This window comes from Halomonas sp. DP3Y7-2 (assembly GCF_019800795.1).
In the GTDB taxonomy this organism is placed as follows: domain Bacteria; phylum Pseudomonadota; class Gammaproteobacteria; order Pseudomonadales; family Halomonadaceae; genus Halomonas; species Halomonas litopenaei_A.
The window spans coordinates 425402-441067 of sequence record NZ_JAHVKJ010000001.1 but is presented as its reverse complement, the minus strand read 5'-3'; the positions used below and the strand labels follow the sequence as shown (position 1 = coordinate 441067).

General features: G+C 59.8%; 11 protein-coding genes. 5 read left to right on the top strand and 6 right to left on the bottom strand.

Translation table 11 applies throughout. The features are described 5' to 3' along the window. Positions 1-27: 27 nt before the first annotated feature. A complete protein-coding gene (locus KUV45_RS01885; protein WP_222162263.1) occupies positions 28-1662 on the top strand; it encodes a sulfatase-like hydrolase/transferase in 1635 nt (544 codons plus the stop codon). A gap of 20 nt (positions 1663-1682) precedes the next feature. Here the strand turns inward: KUV45_RS01885 and waaF are convergent, their stop codons facing one another. After that, a complete protein-coding gene (waaF, locus tag KUV45_RS01880; protein ID WP_206942107.1) occupies positions 1683-2771 on the bottom strand; it encodes a lipopolysaccharide heptosyltransferase II in 1089 nt (362 codons plus the stop codon). Continuing rightward, on the bottom strand, positions 2764-3720 hold the full coding sequence (gene rfaD, locus KUV45_RS01875; RefSeq protein ID WP_206942106.1) for an ADP-glyceromanno-heptose 6-epimerase: 957 nt from the start codon (positions 3718-3720) through the stop codon (positions 2764-2766). The genes waaF and rfaD overlap by 8 nt, the downstream gene beginning before the upstream one ends. A gap of 92 nt (positions 3721-3812) precedes the next feature. Between rfaD and glyQ the strand changes: the two genes are divergently transcribed. Next, a complete protein-coding gene (gene glyQ, locus KUV45_RS01870; RefSeq protein WP_206942105.1) occupies positions 3813-4775 on the top strand; it encodes a glycine--tRNA ligase subunit alpha in 963 nt (320 codons plus the stop codon). Between the two features lie 2 nt (positions 4776-4777). Beyond that, the gene (gene glyS, locus KUV45_RS01865; RefSeq protein ID WP_222162264.1) at positions 4778-6844 is read left to right on the top strand and encodes a glycine--tRNA ligase subunit beta; all 2067 of its coding nucleotides are present in this window, start codon (positions 4778-4780) and stop codon (positions 6842-6844) included. Between the two features lie 313 nt (positions 6845-7157). On the opposite strand, the gene KUV45_RS01860 is transcribed toward glyS, so the two are convergent. Then, positions 7158-8135: a zinc-binding dehydrogenase gene (locus KUV45_RS01860; RefSeq protein ID WP_222162265.1), complete on the bottom strand. Its 978-nt coding sequence runs from the start codon at positions 8133-8135 to the stop codon at positions 7158-7160. A gap of 272 nt (positions 8136-8407) precedes the next feature. On the opposite strand from KUV45_RS01860, the gene KUV45_RS01855 reads away from it, so the two are divergent. Both KUV45_RS01855 and gmhB read left to right on the top strand, forming a co-directional pair. After that, the gene (locus KUV45_RS01855) at positions 8408-9334 is read left to right on the top strand and encodes a LysR family transcriptional regulator (protein WP_222162266.1); all 927 of its coding nucleotides are present in this window, start codon (positions 8408-8410) and stop codon (positions 9332-9334) included. Positions 9335-9453: 119 nt separating this feature from the next. Next, positions 9454-10026, top strand: a complete 573-nt coding sequence (gmhB, locus tag KUV45_RS01850; RefSeq protein WP_222162267.1) for a D-glycero-beta-D-manno-heptose 1,7-bisphosphate 7-phosphatase — start codon at positions 9454-9456, stop codon at positions 10024-10026. A gap of 852 nt (positions 10027-10878) precedes the next feature. Here the strand turns inward: gmhB and gyrB are convergent. From gyrB to dnaN, 3 genes are read right to left on the bottom strand one after another with little or no spacing between them, the layout of a single operon-like run. Beyond that, positions 10879-13299, bottom strand: coding sequence for a DNA topoisomerase (ATP-hydrolyzing) subunit B (gene gyrB / locus KUV45_RS01845; RefSeq protein ID WP_206942100.1), 2421 nt, complete (start codon positions 13297-13299; stop codon positions 10879-10881). A gap of 11 nt (positions 13300-13310) precedes the next feature. Next, on the bottom strand, positions 13311-14426 hold the full coding sequence (gene recF, locus KUV45_RS01840) for a DNA replication/repair protein RecF (protein ID WP_222162268.1): 1116 nt from the start codon (positions 14424-14426) through the stop codon (positions 13311-13313). A gap of 28 nt (positions 14427-14454) precedes the next feature. Beyond that, the gene (dnaN, locus tag KUV45_RS01835; RefSeq protein WP_206942097.1) at positions 14455-15558 is read right to left on the bottom strand and encodes a DNA polymerase III subunit beta; all 1104 of its coding nucleotides are present in this window, start codon (positions 15556-15558) and stop codon (positions 14455-14457) included. Positions 15559-15666 lie beyond the last annotated feature (108 nt).

Here is a 15666-nt window from a genome sequence, read left to right as displayed (position 1 = left end):
ATGGATTGACCTTTGGGCGCCTCGAACATGCCTGTACCTTTCCCTATCACGTCTCCCTGGCTGCGCTGGGCCGTCCACCTGCTGCTGGGCCTGGCCATAGGTCATGCCGTGGTCATGGTCACGCGCCTGCCCGGTTGGTGCCTGCCGATACCGGCGATCATCTGGTGCCTGGTGGCTGGCTGGAAGCGCTGGGGCGATCCGCCACCGCCTCGCTTGCGTATCCGGGTCATCCCCTGGGCGTTGGTTCCACTGGCGTTCTGGGGGATCTATGTCTATCTGGCCAGCAGCTTCGGACAGGTGGATATGGGTGCTGTCTACTTTCACCTCCAGGCGGGCATCTCGCAGCATGGGGGCAGCGAGCGGACGATTGCCGCCATAATCTATACCTTGGCCATGGTGCTGATCCTTGCCGGCTATACCTGGCTGGTGCGGGCCGATTACCGCTGGCAACGCTGGGACCACTGGCTGGCCTTCGTGCTGCTGCTGGGCAATCCCATGTTCTACTCCATGGGCCAGCGCGGCGCCGCGGTGGTCACAGACCCAGGGACCTGGCTCGATCGTCGCTACGTGGATCCAGTCATTCTCAAGGCGCCCCAGCGCCCGCCCAACCTGCTGCTGATCTATCTTGAAAGCCTGGAGCGCACCTACTCGGACACGGCGCGCTTTGGCGACGCCTACGCCGACCTCGCGGCACTGGAGCCCCAGGCCGTCGTCTTTGATAACGTACGCCAGATCGATAATACGGGCTGGACCATGGCCGGCATGATTGCCAGCCAGTGTGGCACGCCGCTGATGCCAGCGGGGCTGCTGCATGACAGTCAGTTCGATCCCCTGCACCACGTGGTTCCTGGAGTCGACTGCCTGGGGGATTTGCTCGCACGCCTCGGCTACCGCCAGACCTTCATGGGCGGAGCCAGCACCGAGTTCGCCGGCAAGGGGTTGTTCTACACCGACCACGCCTACCAGCGCGTACTGGGCCGAGAACAGCTGGTGGAGCGCCTGGATGACAGCCGATACCTCAACAGCTGGGGGCTCTACGACGATAGCCTCTACGAGATGGCGGTGGACGAGATACGCCGCCTGGACCGCCAGCAGGGGCCATGGAACATGACGCTGCTGAACCTGTCCGCCCATGCCCCGGCGGGCTATCCGTCCCAGGCGTGCGAGGCCGAACGGGGTGTGCACGACGGTGTCGATATCCTGTACGCGGTGAAGTGCTCAGGCTGGCTCACCCGGCGTCTGCTTGAGCAGCTGGAAGACGAGCAACTGCTGGATAACACCCTGGTCGTCATTGCCAGTGACCACCTGACTATGCGCGTGTCCGCCTGGGACCAACTGATCCAGACCCCCAGGACCAACACCTTGATGATGATGGGCAACGCGTTGACACCTGCCCGTATCTCGACCCAAGCGACGACCATGGATACCCTGCCGACGCTGCTGGAAGCCATGGGTTTTACCATCGACTGGCACCGAGCAGGCCTTGGCGTCTCCCTGTTTTCAGGCGAGCCAACGCTGGCAGAGCAGGTAGGGCTGGAAGCCCTCAACGGCTATATGCGTGAAGAAACCGCGCTGCAGGAGCGTCTCTGGGAAGGCCTTGCGCCCGCCTATCGCACCAGCGGACAGCCGGATGCGCCTCCGGAAGCTCCGCACCAACCTTGATGGCGATCCCCGTACGGCGATCAGGCGTTGATACGAGACGGTGTATCGAGAAGCTGCTGATCCGCCGTGATCGCTTCCAGCAGGGTGTCAGGGGTAATCTGCTTGAGGCAGTTGGTGTGGCCCAACGGACACTGCCGTTCGAAGCAGGGCGAGCAGGACAGTGCCAGGTAGTGAATCCGCGCATTGCTGGTCAGGGGCGGCGTGTACGCGGGTGACGAGGATCCATAGATGGCCTGGATGCGAGTCCCTACCGCCGCGGCCACATGCATCAGCCCGGAGTCGTTGGTCACGACCTGACGACAGTCGCCCAGCAGGTCGACAGCATCTTCCAGGCGCGTCGCACCACACAGGTTGTGGGCGTGCTCGAGGCCGCTGACAATCTCTTCTCCTGCGGCGCGATCCTTGGGCCCACCCAGCACCCTGACCTCAAAGCCTTGCGTGATCAGCTCAGCGGCCAGCCGATGAAAGTAGGCCAGGGGCCACTGTTTGGCGGGGCCGTACTCTGCACCAGGCATCATGCCGATGGCCGGCCGCACGCCAAGGCCGTGTTCACGATGCAGGCGGGCCAGGTTGTCGGCGTCCTGCCGCAGTAACGGCCTGGGTATCTCAAAGTCACCCGCCGTGGCAGTGGCCGCCGGCAGACCCAGCGAGACAAAACGCTTGACGGTCTGGTCGAGAACGCGACGATTCAAGGTCCTGCGCTCGGTCAAAAGCCCGTAGCGATGTTCACCGGTGAACCCCACCCGCCTTGGCACCCGGGCCAGAAACGGCACCAGCGCTGACTTCCACGAGCGCGGCAACACCAGGGCCAGGTCGAAGCGGCCCTTCAGCGACTGTGCCAGACGATGGCGCGGCGCAAGGCCAAAGACGCCATGACCGACGCCCAGCTCCACCACTTCGTCAATCTCATCCATGCGCTCGAGGATGGGCCGGGACCAGGACGGCGCCACCACCGCCAGGCTGGCAGCCCCCTGCTGCTTGAGCGTCATGAACAGGCTCTGGGCCATGACCATATCGCCCACCCAGCTCGGACCAACGACCAACAGACGCTGACCGGACAGGCGCGTCCCTGCCCGGTGCAGTGGAGCAGCGTGGGCTGCATCAGCCATTCAGCCACTCCAGATAGCGTGTCACGCCTTGTGCCACCGTATGGAACTCCTTGTCATAGCCGACCTCGCGCAGACGAGAAATATCGGCGCGGGTGTAGCTCTGATAGCGTCCCTTGAGTTCATCCGGAAAGTCGATGTACTCGATCTTGCCCTTGCCGTAGAAGTCGATCACCGTCTCGCCGATGGCCTTGAATGGCTCCGCCCGGCCACTGCCGAGGTTGAAGATGCCAGACACCTCGGGGTTGTCCAGGAACCACAGGTTGACGTCGACCACATCCCCGACGTAGACGAAGTCGCGGCTCTGCATGCCCGCTTCATAGCCGTCCCATGCGCCAAACAAGCGCAGGTCTTCACCGGCACTGATCTGGGTGTGGTGATGGTACGCCACGCTGGACATCTTGCCCTTGTGCTGTTCGCGCGGGCCGTAGACGTTGAAGTAGCGGAAGCCGACTACCTGCGTCGTGAGGGTGTCCTGACGCGAGCGTACGTACTGGTCGAACAGCAGCTTGGAGTAGCCGTAGACGTTGAGCGGTTTTTCGTGTTCCGGCGACTCCACGAACACCTCGCTTCCACCGTAGGTGGCCGCCGAGGACGCGTAGAGGAACGGAATGCCTTCCTGCTCGCAGAAATGCAGCAGCTCCTTGGAGTAGGTAAAGTTATTTTCCAGCATGAAGCGGCCATCCCACTCGGTGGTATCCGAGCAAGCGCCCTCATGGAAGATCGCCTCGATGGGCGGCAGCTGATTCAGCTCTCCGCGCATGTGGGCCTGCACCCTGGCGAGAAACTCGTCCTTGTCCATGTAGTCGCCCAGCGTCAGGTCCGCCAGGTTGACGAACTTGGTGCCATCCCTCAGGTCATCGACCACCAGGATGTCTGTGCGTCCACGGTCATTGAATGCCTTGACCAGATTTGAGCCGATGAAGCCGGCTCCGCCTGTCACTACGATCATGGGGAAACCTCTGTTGGCGCTGTGCCTATAACCGAATTGCCTGTGATTGTATACTTGACGGCTCGTGAATTCATGGCCAACGGTGCTTCCCAATGACACAGTCGACGCCAGACGTGGCAACCTTCCAGGGCCTGATCCTTGCCCTGCAACAGTACTGGGCCGAACAGGGCTGCGTGATCATGCAGCCGCTGGACATGGAAGTCGGTGCGGGCACCTTTCACCCGGCGACCTTCCTGCGCTCCATCGGACCCGAAACCTGGAACTCCGCGTACGTTCAACCGTCACGCCGACCCACCGATGGCCGCTACGGCGAAAACCCCAATCGCCTGCAGCACTACTACCAGTTTCAGGTGGTCATGAAGCCGTCCCCGGCCAATCTTCAGGAGCTCTACCTGGGTTCGCTGGAGCGACTTGGCATCGACCCCCTGGTGCATGACATTCGCTTCGTCGAAGACAACTGGGAGTCCCCCACCCTGGGTGCCTGGGGCCTCGGCTGGGAAGTCTGGCTCAATGGCATGGAAGTGACCCAGTTCACCTACTTCCAACAGGCTGGTGGCATCGAGTGCTTCCCGGTTACCGGTGAGCTGACCTACGGTCTCGAACGTATCGCCATGTACCTGCAGGACGTGGACAGCGTCTACGACCTGGTATGGGCCATTGCCCCGGACGGCACACGCGTCAGCTATGGCGACGTCTATCTGCAGAACGAGCGCGAACAGTCGACCTACAATTTCGAGCACGCCGACGTGCCCGCCCTGTTCGGCAACTTCGACCATCAGGAAAGCGAGTGCCAGAAGCTGCTGGCAGCCAACCTTCCGCTGCCGGCCTACGAGCAAGTGCTGAAGGCCTCTCATACCTTCAACCTGCTCGACGCCCGTCACGCCATCTCGGTCACCGAACGCCAGCGCTATATCCTGCGCGTGCGCACCATGGCCCGTGACGTGGCCCACGCTTACTACGCCTCACGCAAGGCAGCCGGCTTCCCGCTGGCGCCGGAAGCACTACGGCGTGAACTTCTCGACGACGAACCCCTTGCCGCCCAGGGAGACGCATAAGCATGGCTGCCCATACCCTCCTGGTTGAACTCGGTGTGGAAGAACTTCCGCCCGGAGCCATCGACACCCTTTCCGATGCCTTCGCCGAAGGCATCCGCCGCGGCCTGGTCGATGCCGACGTCGACTTTCAGGCGATCGCCGCCTACGCCTCACCACGACGGCTGGCCGTGACGGTGGAAGCCCTGGCCGACAAGCAGCCCGACCGTGAGATCGAGAAGCGCGGCCCCGCTCTCGCTGCAGCGTTCAAGGACGGTGAGCCGACCAAGGCTGCTCAGGGCTTCGCACGTTCCTGTGGGGTCGAGGTGGACCAGCTGATTCATCTTGAAACCGACAAGGGCACCTGGCTCGGCTTTCGTGAACAGCAGCAGGGGGAAAGCACGGTTGCCCTGCTGCCCGCCATCATCGACAAGGCCGTGTCGGCGTTGCCGGTTCCCAAGAACATGCGCTGGGGCGCTTCTCGCGTAGAATTTTCCCGCCCGGTGCACTGGCTGGTGGCGCTGTACGGTGACGAGGTCGTACCGGCTACCGTACTTGGACTTGAAGCAGGTCGCGACACTCGTGGACACCGTTTTCATGCCCCGGAAGCCATCAGCCTGGGGCATGCTGACGACTATCTGCAGGCACTCGAGGATGCCTGGGTGCTCGCCGATCGGACCCGGCGCCGCGAACGCATCCGCGAACAGGTGCTGGCCGAAGCCGAGTTGCTCGAAGCCACCGCGGTGATTGACGAAGACCTGCTCGAAGAAGTCAGCGGCCTGGTGGAATGGCCAGTGGCGTTGACCGGCAGCTTCGATGAGCGCTTCCTCGACGTCCCTGCCGAGTGCCTGATTTCCTCCATGAAGGCCAACCAGAAGTACTTCCACCTGCTTGATGATGAAGGCAAGCTGAAGCCCGCCTTCATCACGGTGTCCAACATTGACAGCCGCGAGCCGGACAAGGTCATCGCGGGCAATGAGAAGGTCATTCGTCCGCGCCTGGCGGATGCCGCCTTCTTCTACGACACCGATCGCAAGCAGCCCCTGGCCAACCGGATCGATGGCCTGGCCAACGTGGTCTTCCAGAAGCAGCTGGGCACCCTGGCCGACAAGGCCGCCCGCAGCGCCGAGGTCGCCGCTCACATTGCCGGCCAGATTGGCGGCGATGCCTCACGTGCACGCCGAGCCACCACCCTTGCCAAGTGTGACCTGGTCACCGAGATGGTCCTCGAGTTTCCGGAGCTCCAGGGCATCATGGGCCGCTACTATGCGCAAAATGATGGGGAAGACCCGGAGGTCGCCCAGGCTCTTGAGGAGCAGTACCTGCCCCGCTTCGCATCGGATGCCATTCCTGCCACTCTGACCGGCAAGGCGCTGGCGATCGCTGATCGACTGGATACCATCACCGGCATCTTTGGCATTGGGCAGCGTCCCAGTGGCACCAAGGATCCTTTCGCGCTTCGCCGTGCCTCCATCGGCGTGCTGAACATCATGGTCAAGGGCGAGCTCAATCTTGATCTACGCGAGCTGCTGGAACTGGCGGTGGCACAGCACGCTTCGCTGCCCAAGGCCGAGGGTCTGGTAGAGGACGTGCTGGGCTATATGCTCGACCGTTTCCGTGCCTGGGCCCAGGACGAAGGCATTGGTGCAGAAGTGTACCTGGCCGTGCGTGCCCGCCCGGTGACTCGTCCCCTGGACTTTGCCCGCCGTCTGCGCGCCGTGGCGCATTTTGCCGGCCGTGACGAGGCCGCGGCACTGGCCGCAGCCAACAAGCGCGTCAGCAATATCCTGAGCAAGCAGCAGCACGATGGTAGCGTGTCAGTGGACGAGAGCCTTCTCAGCGAAGACGCAGAGAAGGCACTGCAGCGTGCTGTCAGTACCTGTGATAGTGAAGTCACCCCGCTGTTCCAGCAGGCGCGCTACAGCGATGCCCTTGATGTGCTGGCAAGCCTAAGAGCCCCGGTGGATGCCTTCTTTGATCAGGTGATGGTCATGGCCGACGACGAAGCCGTTCGCGCCAATCGCCTGGCTCTGCTTGCGAGCCTGCAGGCGCTGTTCCTGGAAGTTGCCGACATCGCGGAGCTTCAGCAATAGCAGGACGCTGTTCTCGCTTGATAGTTTCGGCAAAGGCCGACCCACCAAGGGTCGGCCTTTTTCATGTCCTTCACCAGCGGAAGGGTATCACTCTGGGGCTGGACAGGAACTGAACACAGGAGCTGAACAGGTGACATAAGGGCTGGCGATGTTTCACGTGAAACCTCATCGGCGAATTAACATGGGTGGTGTCAGCAGGATGTTTCACGTGAAACATTGCCCATGTGCCAGAGGTGGTGCCCCTGGGCAGAGGTCAGATGCTCACCGAGAAAGGTTGTCCTGGGCAACTCTGGCCGCCAAGCCAGAGGTTACTTCAGCACACGGTCCATGAGGCCAGCCCTTGATCGACGATCACCACGTGCTTGCCAAGCGATCCCCGAAAATCGGTACCATCGCTCCTCTCAGCCCCTCGAAACACCTCCGACCAGCGACTCCAAGGTGTACGTCGCCCAATTCTAGGACGCAAGTGATGGCGTTGCATGTGATCCAGTAGGCGCTCGAAATCCAACCGGCTACCCACACTGATGCCTTCAAACTGGAGCAGCTTTCGGATAGCAGGACCAACAACGTCACCGCGAACGTTGCTGCCCTCAAGGAAACCCAGCAAGGCAACGCGGCCATTGGTCGCCATCGATGGCAAGATAATGTCTACCAGAAACTGGCCGCCCACCGTATCCAACGCGACGTCCACACCCTGACCATCCGAGGCTGACAGGATACTCTCCACCAGATCGTCGCTGTCCTGGTGACGATGGATCACAGCAGCCGCTCCCATGGCCATAAGTTGTGGGGATAGCTCCGGTCTCGAGGTGACGACCAACGCTCGCGCCCCGCCGGACGCAGCAAGTTCAAGCGCCTGCAGTGAGACATTGCCAGTTCCGGGCAACAGTACATGCTGCCCTTCCAGCCCAACGAGCCCTCGTAACGCTCTCCAGGCAGTGACGCCAGAGATGGCCAGTGCCGCCGCCTGCTCCAGGCGCCACCCCACCGGTACGCGCAGCAGCGCGCGACGCGGCATCACCACTTCCTCCGCCAGCCAACCGTCACTTGGCCCACCCACCTTGGAGTCGTGAAAAGCGGGACGGAAGGACCCTGACTGCCAGTCCACCACATAGTGCCCAAGCACGGCATCGCCATCCTTCAAGTCATCGACCTCGGCTCCGGTCTCGATGACGACGCCCGCCCCTTCTGACAGAGGAATATAGGGGCGGCGCATATTTGGCAGGTAGTTCCCTGCCTGAAGCGCCACATCACGAAAGTTGACCCCTGCCGCAGCGACTCGAATTCGCACCTCATCCGGCCTCAGTACTGCACGAGCGTAATATTGCGCCTTTACCCCCTCGGGCCCCGTGCGTACTGAGCGAAGTGCTTTGACGGAAACTCCTGCTCCCCCACTCTCTGTCATGGTCATCACCTTACTCCCCTCATTCCTGGAAGCGTTAAGCATCAGGGACAACATTGACCAGCACCATCGAAGCATCCGCAAACGCGTGTTGCGCTACACTCAAGAATCAGAGAATACCTCGTCGGTCGACGAAGGCCCCCTGTCCCAGGAAGACTCCGATGCCGTCTCACCATGACACCCAACTGTCTGGCCTTATCGCACTTCTCGAGGTGGCACGGCATGGTTCGCTCAGAGCTGCAGGAGAGCACCTCAACCTCACCAGTGGAGCGATCAGCCGTCGACTAGATGCCTTGGAAGATCGCCTTGGTGTCCCGCTGCTGCTAAGGACAACTCGGCGCGTGACCCTGACCGACGCGGGCCATGCCTACCTGGAGCAGGCGGTACCGGCCCTCGGCATACTGGAAAACGCCGAACAGTCCCTCAAGGGCCAGCAAGATCATCCTGCGGGAACGCTGAGAGTCTCACTCCCCGTCAACTTCGGTCGCCTGCACATTGCGCCGATCCTTCCCGACTTTCTCATCAGATCCCCGGATATCCGTCTGGAAGCAGACTTCGATGATCGTTTTGTCGATATTCTGGAATCAGGTCATGACCTGGCCGTTCGGGTTGGATCTCTCGAGGATTCAAGACTCGTCGCCTTCCCCCTCGCCTCTGACGAACGGCTTCTGGTGGCATCGCCCCATTACCTGCAGCGCTATCGAACACCCTTGCATCCGCTTGATCTGCTCGAGCACAACTGCCTTCACTACACGCGGTTCCAGGGCATTCAGCGATGGCGCATGCGTAGGGGGGAGGACGTCCACAGCCTCCCTATTCGAGGAAGCTTCCGTTCCAACTATGGACATGCACTCGTTATCGCTGCCGAAGCTGGCCTCGGTATCCTGCACACGTCCAGAGCGATCGTTCAGAACCAGATGGAACAGGGACGCCTGACGAGGGTTCTTGCTGACTGGTCGCTACCGGATATCAGCGTGCATGCTCTCACGCCAAATCGTCATCCTCCCCTCCGTGCCCGCCTGTTCATTGAGTTCTTGCGCACGGCGCTGAATCACTCAACGTATCGTCCCCTGCAGCATGACAGCTAGTGAGAAGCCACCCGACGACAACGGCATTGCGGTGATTGTTTCACGTGAAACATCGCTCTACACTGCTGTGATCCTGCTCAGCACTCGCCATCCACACACTACTTCCAGCAGACTCCGATATGCCCCAGGGACTCGTCATTCTCGATCGTGACGGAGTGATCAACCGTGACTCCGACAACTACATCAAATCACTGGATGAGTGGGTGGCTTATCCAACGGCCATTTCGGCTATCGCACGTCTGACACAGGCGGGCTGGCAAGTTGCCGTTGCTACCAACCAGTCAGGCATCGGCAGAGGATATTATGATGTCGCGACTCTCGAGCTGATGCATGCGCGGATGACCTCTCTGGTTGAAGCTCAGGGCGGCAACATTGACCATATTGCCTACTGCCCCCACGTCGACACCGACCAGTGCGACTGCCGCAAGCCACTACCGGGTCTGCTCCTGCAAATCCAGTCGGCATTAGGCTTGGAAACCCTGAGAGGGTGCTGGATGGTAGGTGATAGCCTGCGTGATCTTCAGGCGGGTGACGCGGTGGGCTGTCGCCAGGCCTTGGTTCGCACCGGTAAGGGTGAGCGGACGCTTGCTAAGCACCCGGAGCTTCAGGCAGCGACGAGTCACGTTACGGTCTATGACGACCTCGCCCACTTCGTCGACGTGTTGCTATCTGCGACCCATCACGCCGACTGAGCCACAGAACATATAAAGGAGGCCGGACAGTTTGTGCATACTCTACACGGCTGCTCGGTTCTCGGCATGTGCGGTATCAGACTAGCTGGCATTCGATCATATCGATGTTTCACGTGAAACATGTCGGCGTAGAACGGACCCTGATGTCGCTCTGGTGCACCCTTCACATTCCTGCAAAAGTACGCGCAGTAGATTGGCGTCACCTTTGTGAATTCAATGAGTTATGAAACATCATCGTGGCAAAGCCAGCGCAGCCCACGTTACCTTTTAACGTTGCCAGGTCCATCTTCTCAGGGTTTTCACCCCATCTCTTCTGTTAGCGTAAACAGCTTGCTACTCCCCTTGGCGGCTTGCCATCAACGCGCTCCGCTATTCTTTTCTCCTCTCCTCTCCTCTCCTCTCCTCTCCTCTTCCCTTCCCTTCCCTTCCCTTCCCTTCCCTTCCCTTCCCTTCCCTTCCCTTGAAGAGGGTGCCACCGCCAAATCGGGACACAACCCACAGAAGGCATACGCTATCTAGAAATATTATTCACAGGCGCGTTCCGAAAAAGGCATCAACAGACGTTTTACGCGCAACGTTATCCACAGCTGGGATCCAGGAAACACTATGTATATCAATTGGCTTCAATCGCGCCTCCAGACGCTGTCCACAGGGAAATTGATCTGGGAGGCTTGATCTAAAATGTCCGGTCAAGGGTTCGTCATCCGGGCTCTTCACCGCGACGCTTCAACATGCATCCCGGCAAGTTTTATCCATCGCTCACGAAAAAGCCCGACCTGAGAACAGATCGGGCTCTTCCTGGGACGATGTTTCACGTGAAACATCGAAGCCACCATGCTCCAACTGGACTATCTACACGTCCAGGTTGGCCACCAGTGCATTGCGCTCGATGAAGTCACGGCGTGGCTCGACTTCATCGCCCATCAGGGTGTTGAACATCATGTCCGCCGCCACGGCATCCTCGATCGACACACGCAACATGCGGCGGGTGTTGGGATCCATCGTGGTTTCCCAAAGCTGTTCCGGGTTCATCTCCCCCAGACCCTTGTAGCGCTGAATAGAAAGGCCACGCTGGGATTCATGCATCAGCCAGTCCAGCGCCTCATAGAAGGTCTTCACGGGCTTCTTGCGCTCACCCCGTGCCACGTACGCCCCCTCTTCAAGCAGCCCTTCCAGAGTCTCACCCAGGCCTGCAATGGCCTTGTAGTCAGCGCTGGTGAAGAAGTCGAGTCCCCACACATAGTCGGTGGTTACACCGTGAGCGATCAGCGTCACGGCAGGCAGGAAGACTCCCCTTTCGTCATCTTCCTGGAGCGAGAAGGTATAACGCGGGCCACCTTCATAGGCGACCAGGTCATCCATTTCCTTCTGCAGGTGCTCGATCCAGTTCTGCATGGTAACTCTGTCACGCAGACTGTTTTCACCGTCGAGCTTGGCCGCGTGCACAATCTTGCGCAGCACCTCGCTGGGATAGACCCTGGACAGACGATCGATCCGCTTCATCACGTCACGATACTGATTCACCAGAGTTTCAAGTTGGGCGCCAGTAATGCCCGGGGCATCCTCGCTGACACACAGACGCGCACCATCCAGCGCTGTCGTGGTCAGGTAGTCAGTCATCGCCTGCTCATCCTTGAGGTAGAGCTCTTGCTTGCCGCGCTTGATCTTGTACAGCGGCGGCTGAGCAATAAAGACATGACCACGCTCGATCAGCTCGGCCATCTGCCGGAAGAAGAACGTCAACAGCAGCGTACGGATGTGCGATCCATCCACATCGGCGTCGGTCATGATGATGATCGAGTGATAACGCAGCTTATCTGGGTTGAACTCCTCACGCCCGATACCGCAGCCAAGCGCGGTGATCAGCGTACCCACCTCGGCGGAGGACAACATCTTGTCGAAACGTGCTTTCTCGACGTTAAGAATCTTGCCCTTCAGCGGCAGGATGGCCTGGGTGCGTCGATCACGCCCTTGCTTGGCGCTGCCACCGGCAGAGTCACCCTCTACCAGGTAGAGTTCAGACAGGCCGGGATCCTTCTCCTGGCAGTCTGCCAACTTGCCGGGTAGGCCAGCGATATCCAGCGCGCCCTTGCGGCGAGTCATATCGCGGGCCTTACGTGCAGCCTCTCGGGCCCGGGCAGCGTCAAGCATCTTGTTGACGATAGCCTTGGCCTCATTCGGCCGCTCTACCAGATATTCCGAGAATGATCTTCCAAGCTCCTGTTCCACCGCCGTTTTTACTTCGGAGGAAACCAGCTTGTCCTTTGTCTGGGAAGAGAACTTCGGGTCAGGTACCTTGACCGAGATGATCGCCGTCAAACCCTCCCGGGCATCATCGCCGGAAGTGCTGACCTTCATCTTCTTCAACAAGCCTTCAGACTCGATGTAATGATTAAGTGTGCGAGTCAAAGAAGCACGGAAGCCCGCTAGGTGCGTACCACCATCCCGCTGCGGGATGTTATTGGTATAGCAGAAGATATTCTCGGCAAAGGTGTCATTCCACTGCATCGCCACCTCGACCGCGACACCATCTTCCCGCTCCACATTGAAGTGGAAGACGGGATTCAGCACGGTCTTGTTCGTATTGAGGTGATCGACGAAAGCCTTGAGCCCGCCTTCGTAGTGAAACAGTTCTTCCTTGCCGCTCCGTTCATCAAGCAGGCGGATGGCAACCCCAGAGTTCAGGAAGGACAGCTCGCGCAGACGCTTGGCCAGGATATCGTAATGGAATTCGATATTACCGAATGTCTCAGGCGACGGGCGGAAGTGGACACGTGACCCGGTCTTCTCGGTCTGTCCCACGACGCTAAGCGGAGCATCAGGCACACCGTGACGATACACCTGCTCGTGCACCTGCCCAGCGCGCCAGATGGTGAGCTTGAGCTCTTCTGACAACGCGTTGACAACAGACACGCCTACGCCGTGAAGGCCGCCGGAGACCTTATAGGAGTTGTCATCGAACTTACCGCCAGCGTGCAGGACCGTCATAATGACCTCTGCAGCGGACACGCCTTCCTCTTCGTGGATATCCGTCGGAATGCCGCGGCCGTTATCGCTCACGGTGATGGATTCATCCGGATGGATGATCACCTTGATTTCGCTACAGTGTCCGGCCAGCGCCTCGTCGATGGAGTTGTCCACCAGCTCGAACACCATGTGATGCAGGCCAGTACCATCATCGGTATCGCCGATGTACATCCCGGGCCGCTTGCGTACGGCATCCAGGCCTTTCAGTACCTTGATGCTCGATGAGTCGTAAGCTTGTTCGCTCATTGACCACTCCGTCATGAAGTCTGTCTGTCTATGGCCTGCAGCTGGCCTCGTCCATCGGCGAGATGTTTCACGTGAAACATTGCCAAGGGTGTATCGGGCTGCCACAGGTCGGCCAGCACCTCGTGATCCACGCTGGTAATAAAGGCCTGGCACCGCATCCGCTCCAGCCACTGGCAAAAGACCTTGCGATGGTCATGGTCCAGTTCGGCGGGCAGATCGTCGATCAGGTAAAGACAGGTTCTCCCCGTCAACCTTTCCAGCATCCTTCCTTGTGCAAGCTTGAGTGCGCTCACGACGAGTTTCTGCTGTCCTCGTGAAAGCACTTCTACAGCCGGACGCTTGCCGAGCCTGATGGAGAGGTCAGCTCTCTGCGGACCCTGCTGGGTAAATCCCATCTGACGATCAGTGTCCCTGGCACCTTCCAATACCTCGGACAGCGAGCGCTGACGATCCCACCCACGGGTGTAGCGCAAACGTAATTCCGGCAGGCTAATCAAGCCTTCGAGGGTTTCGTGGAAGATGGGGGAAAAGGCATCGACCCACTCATCGCGCAGTGCGTCCATCCTCTCCCCTGAAACTGCCAGCTCATGCTCCCAGACTGCCAGCGTCTGGGCGTCCATTCTACCATGCCTGAGCAGGGCATTCCGATGTTTCAAGGCCCGTCTAAAGCGCTGCCAGGCTCCCAGGAAGTCATGTTTCACGTGAAACACTCCCCAATCGAGAAACTCGCGACGGCCGGCTGGAGGACCTTCCAACAAACGGAATGCATCCGGATTGATCAACTGGAGGGGGAGCGTTTCGACAAGCTGTGACAGGCGCTCGACGCGCTCACCGCCAATACGCAAGGTGAGCTCACTCTCATGACGGCACCGACGCAGTCCGATGGCCACCGGAGGATCTCCAGCCAGGCGCCCATGCAGGACGAGCGTATCAACCTCGTGATGCAGCACCTGGGCGAGCTTGCGGGCACGGAAGGAGCGCCCCATGCCCAGCAGGTGAATCCCTTCAAGCAGGCTGGTCTTGCCACTGCCATTCCGGCCAGTGATCAAGTTGATTCCTGGCGAAGGCAAAACATCAAGGGCCTGCAGATTACGCAGGCCCTGAAACACCAAACGGTCTAACGGCATGTATCAGCCTTGAGCACGGCACATGACATCAAAGGCGCATCGGCATCACGACGTAGAGCGCATCACCACCACCCGGCTCTTCCATCAATGCACTGCTGTTAGGGTCGCCCAAGGTCATCTGCACCCGGTCTTCACCGACAGCATTGAGAACATCGATCAGATAGCCGACGTTAAAGCCGATCTCCATGGCAGGTCCGCTGTACTCGATAGCAATGTTCTCTTCGGCTTCTTCCTGCTCAGGGTTGTTGGCCATCACCCTCAAGTTGCCTTCCTCAAGGTTCAGACGAACGCCACGATACTTCTCGTTGGAAAGAATCGCGGTGCGCGACAGGACCTGACGAAGCTCGGCTCGCTCGGCAATGAAGACCTTGTCACCGCCCTTCGGGACCACTCGCTCATAGTCCGGAAACTTCCCGTCTACCAGCTTGGAGGTGAAGGTAAAGTCACCGGTGTGGGCGCGAATATGGGTCGAGCCGAGGGTCAGACTGACGGGCTCTTCCGAGTCATCCAGTAGACGCACCAGTTCCAGGACGCCCTTGCGAGGCACGATCAGCTTCTGGGAAGCACTGACCTGGATGTCGGCGGGCCGAGAGCACACCGCCAGACGGTGGCCGTCGGTCGCGACGGAGCGAACCAGGTTAGGGGCGAACTCCAGCAGCAGACCATTCAAGTAATAGCGCACATCCTGCTGTGCCATGGCGAATGAGGTCGCATCGATAAGCTGCTTGAGCGTCCCCCGCGGAAGCGCCAACTCTACGCTGCTCTGGCCATCTTCGATATTCGGAAACTCAGCCACCGGAAGCGTCGACAAGGTAAATCTCGAACGCCCACTTCGCAGAACGGCACGACCATCCTCAATGGACAGCTCAAGTTCAGACTGATCCGGTAATGACTTGCAGATATCCATCAGCTTGCGCGCCGGAACTGTGATCGCGCCGGGCTCGTCGACCTGGCTAGCGACAGTGCGACCGACCAGCTCAACCTCTAGATCGGTACCGGTCAGCGCGACTTCGTCTTGCTCGACCTGGATCAGCACATTGGAAAGCACCGGCAAGGTCTGCCGACGCTCGACCACGCCGGCGACCAGCGTCAACGGCCGCAGTAGCGCTTCGCGGGAGATGGAAAATTTCATGTCGGCTCCACTTCTTGTCCGAGAGAGTGAGACGGGGTATCTGTCAGTGACATATGTACAGCGCCACAGGCGCTGCGTGTCTTGGTGGCATAGTATCGCCCAGGGTCA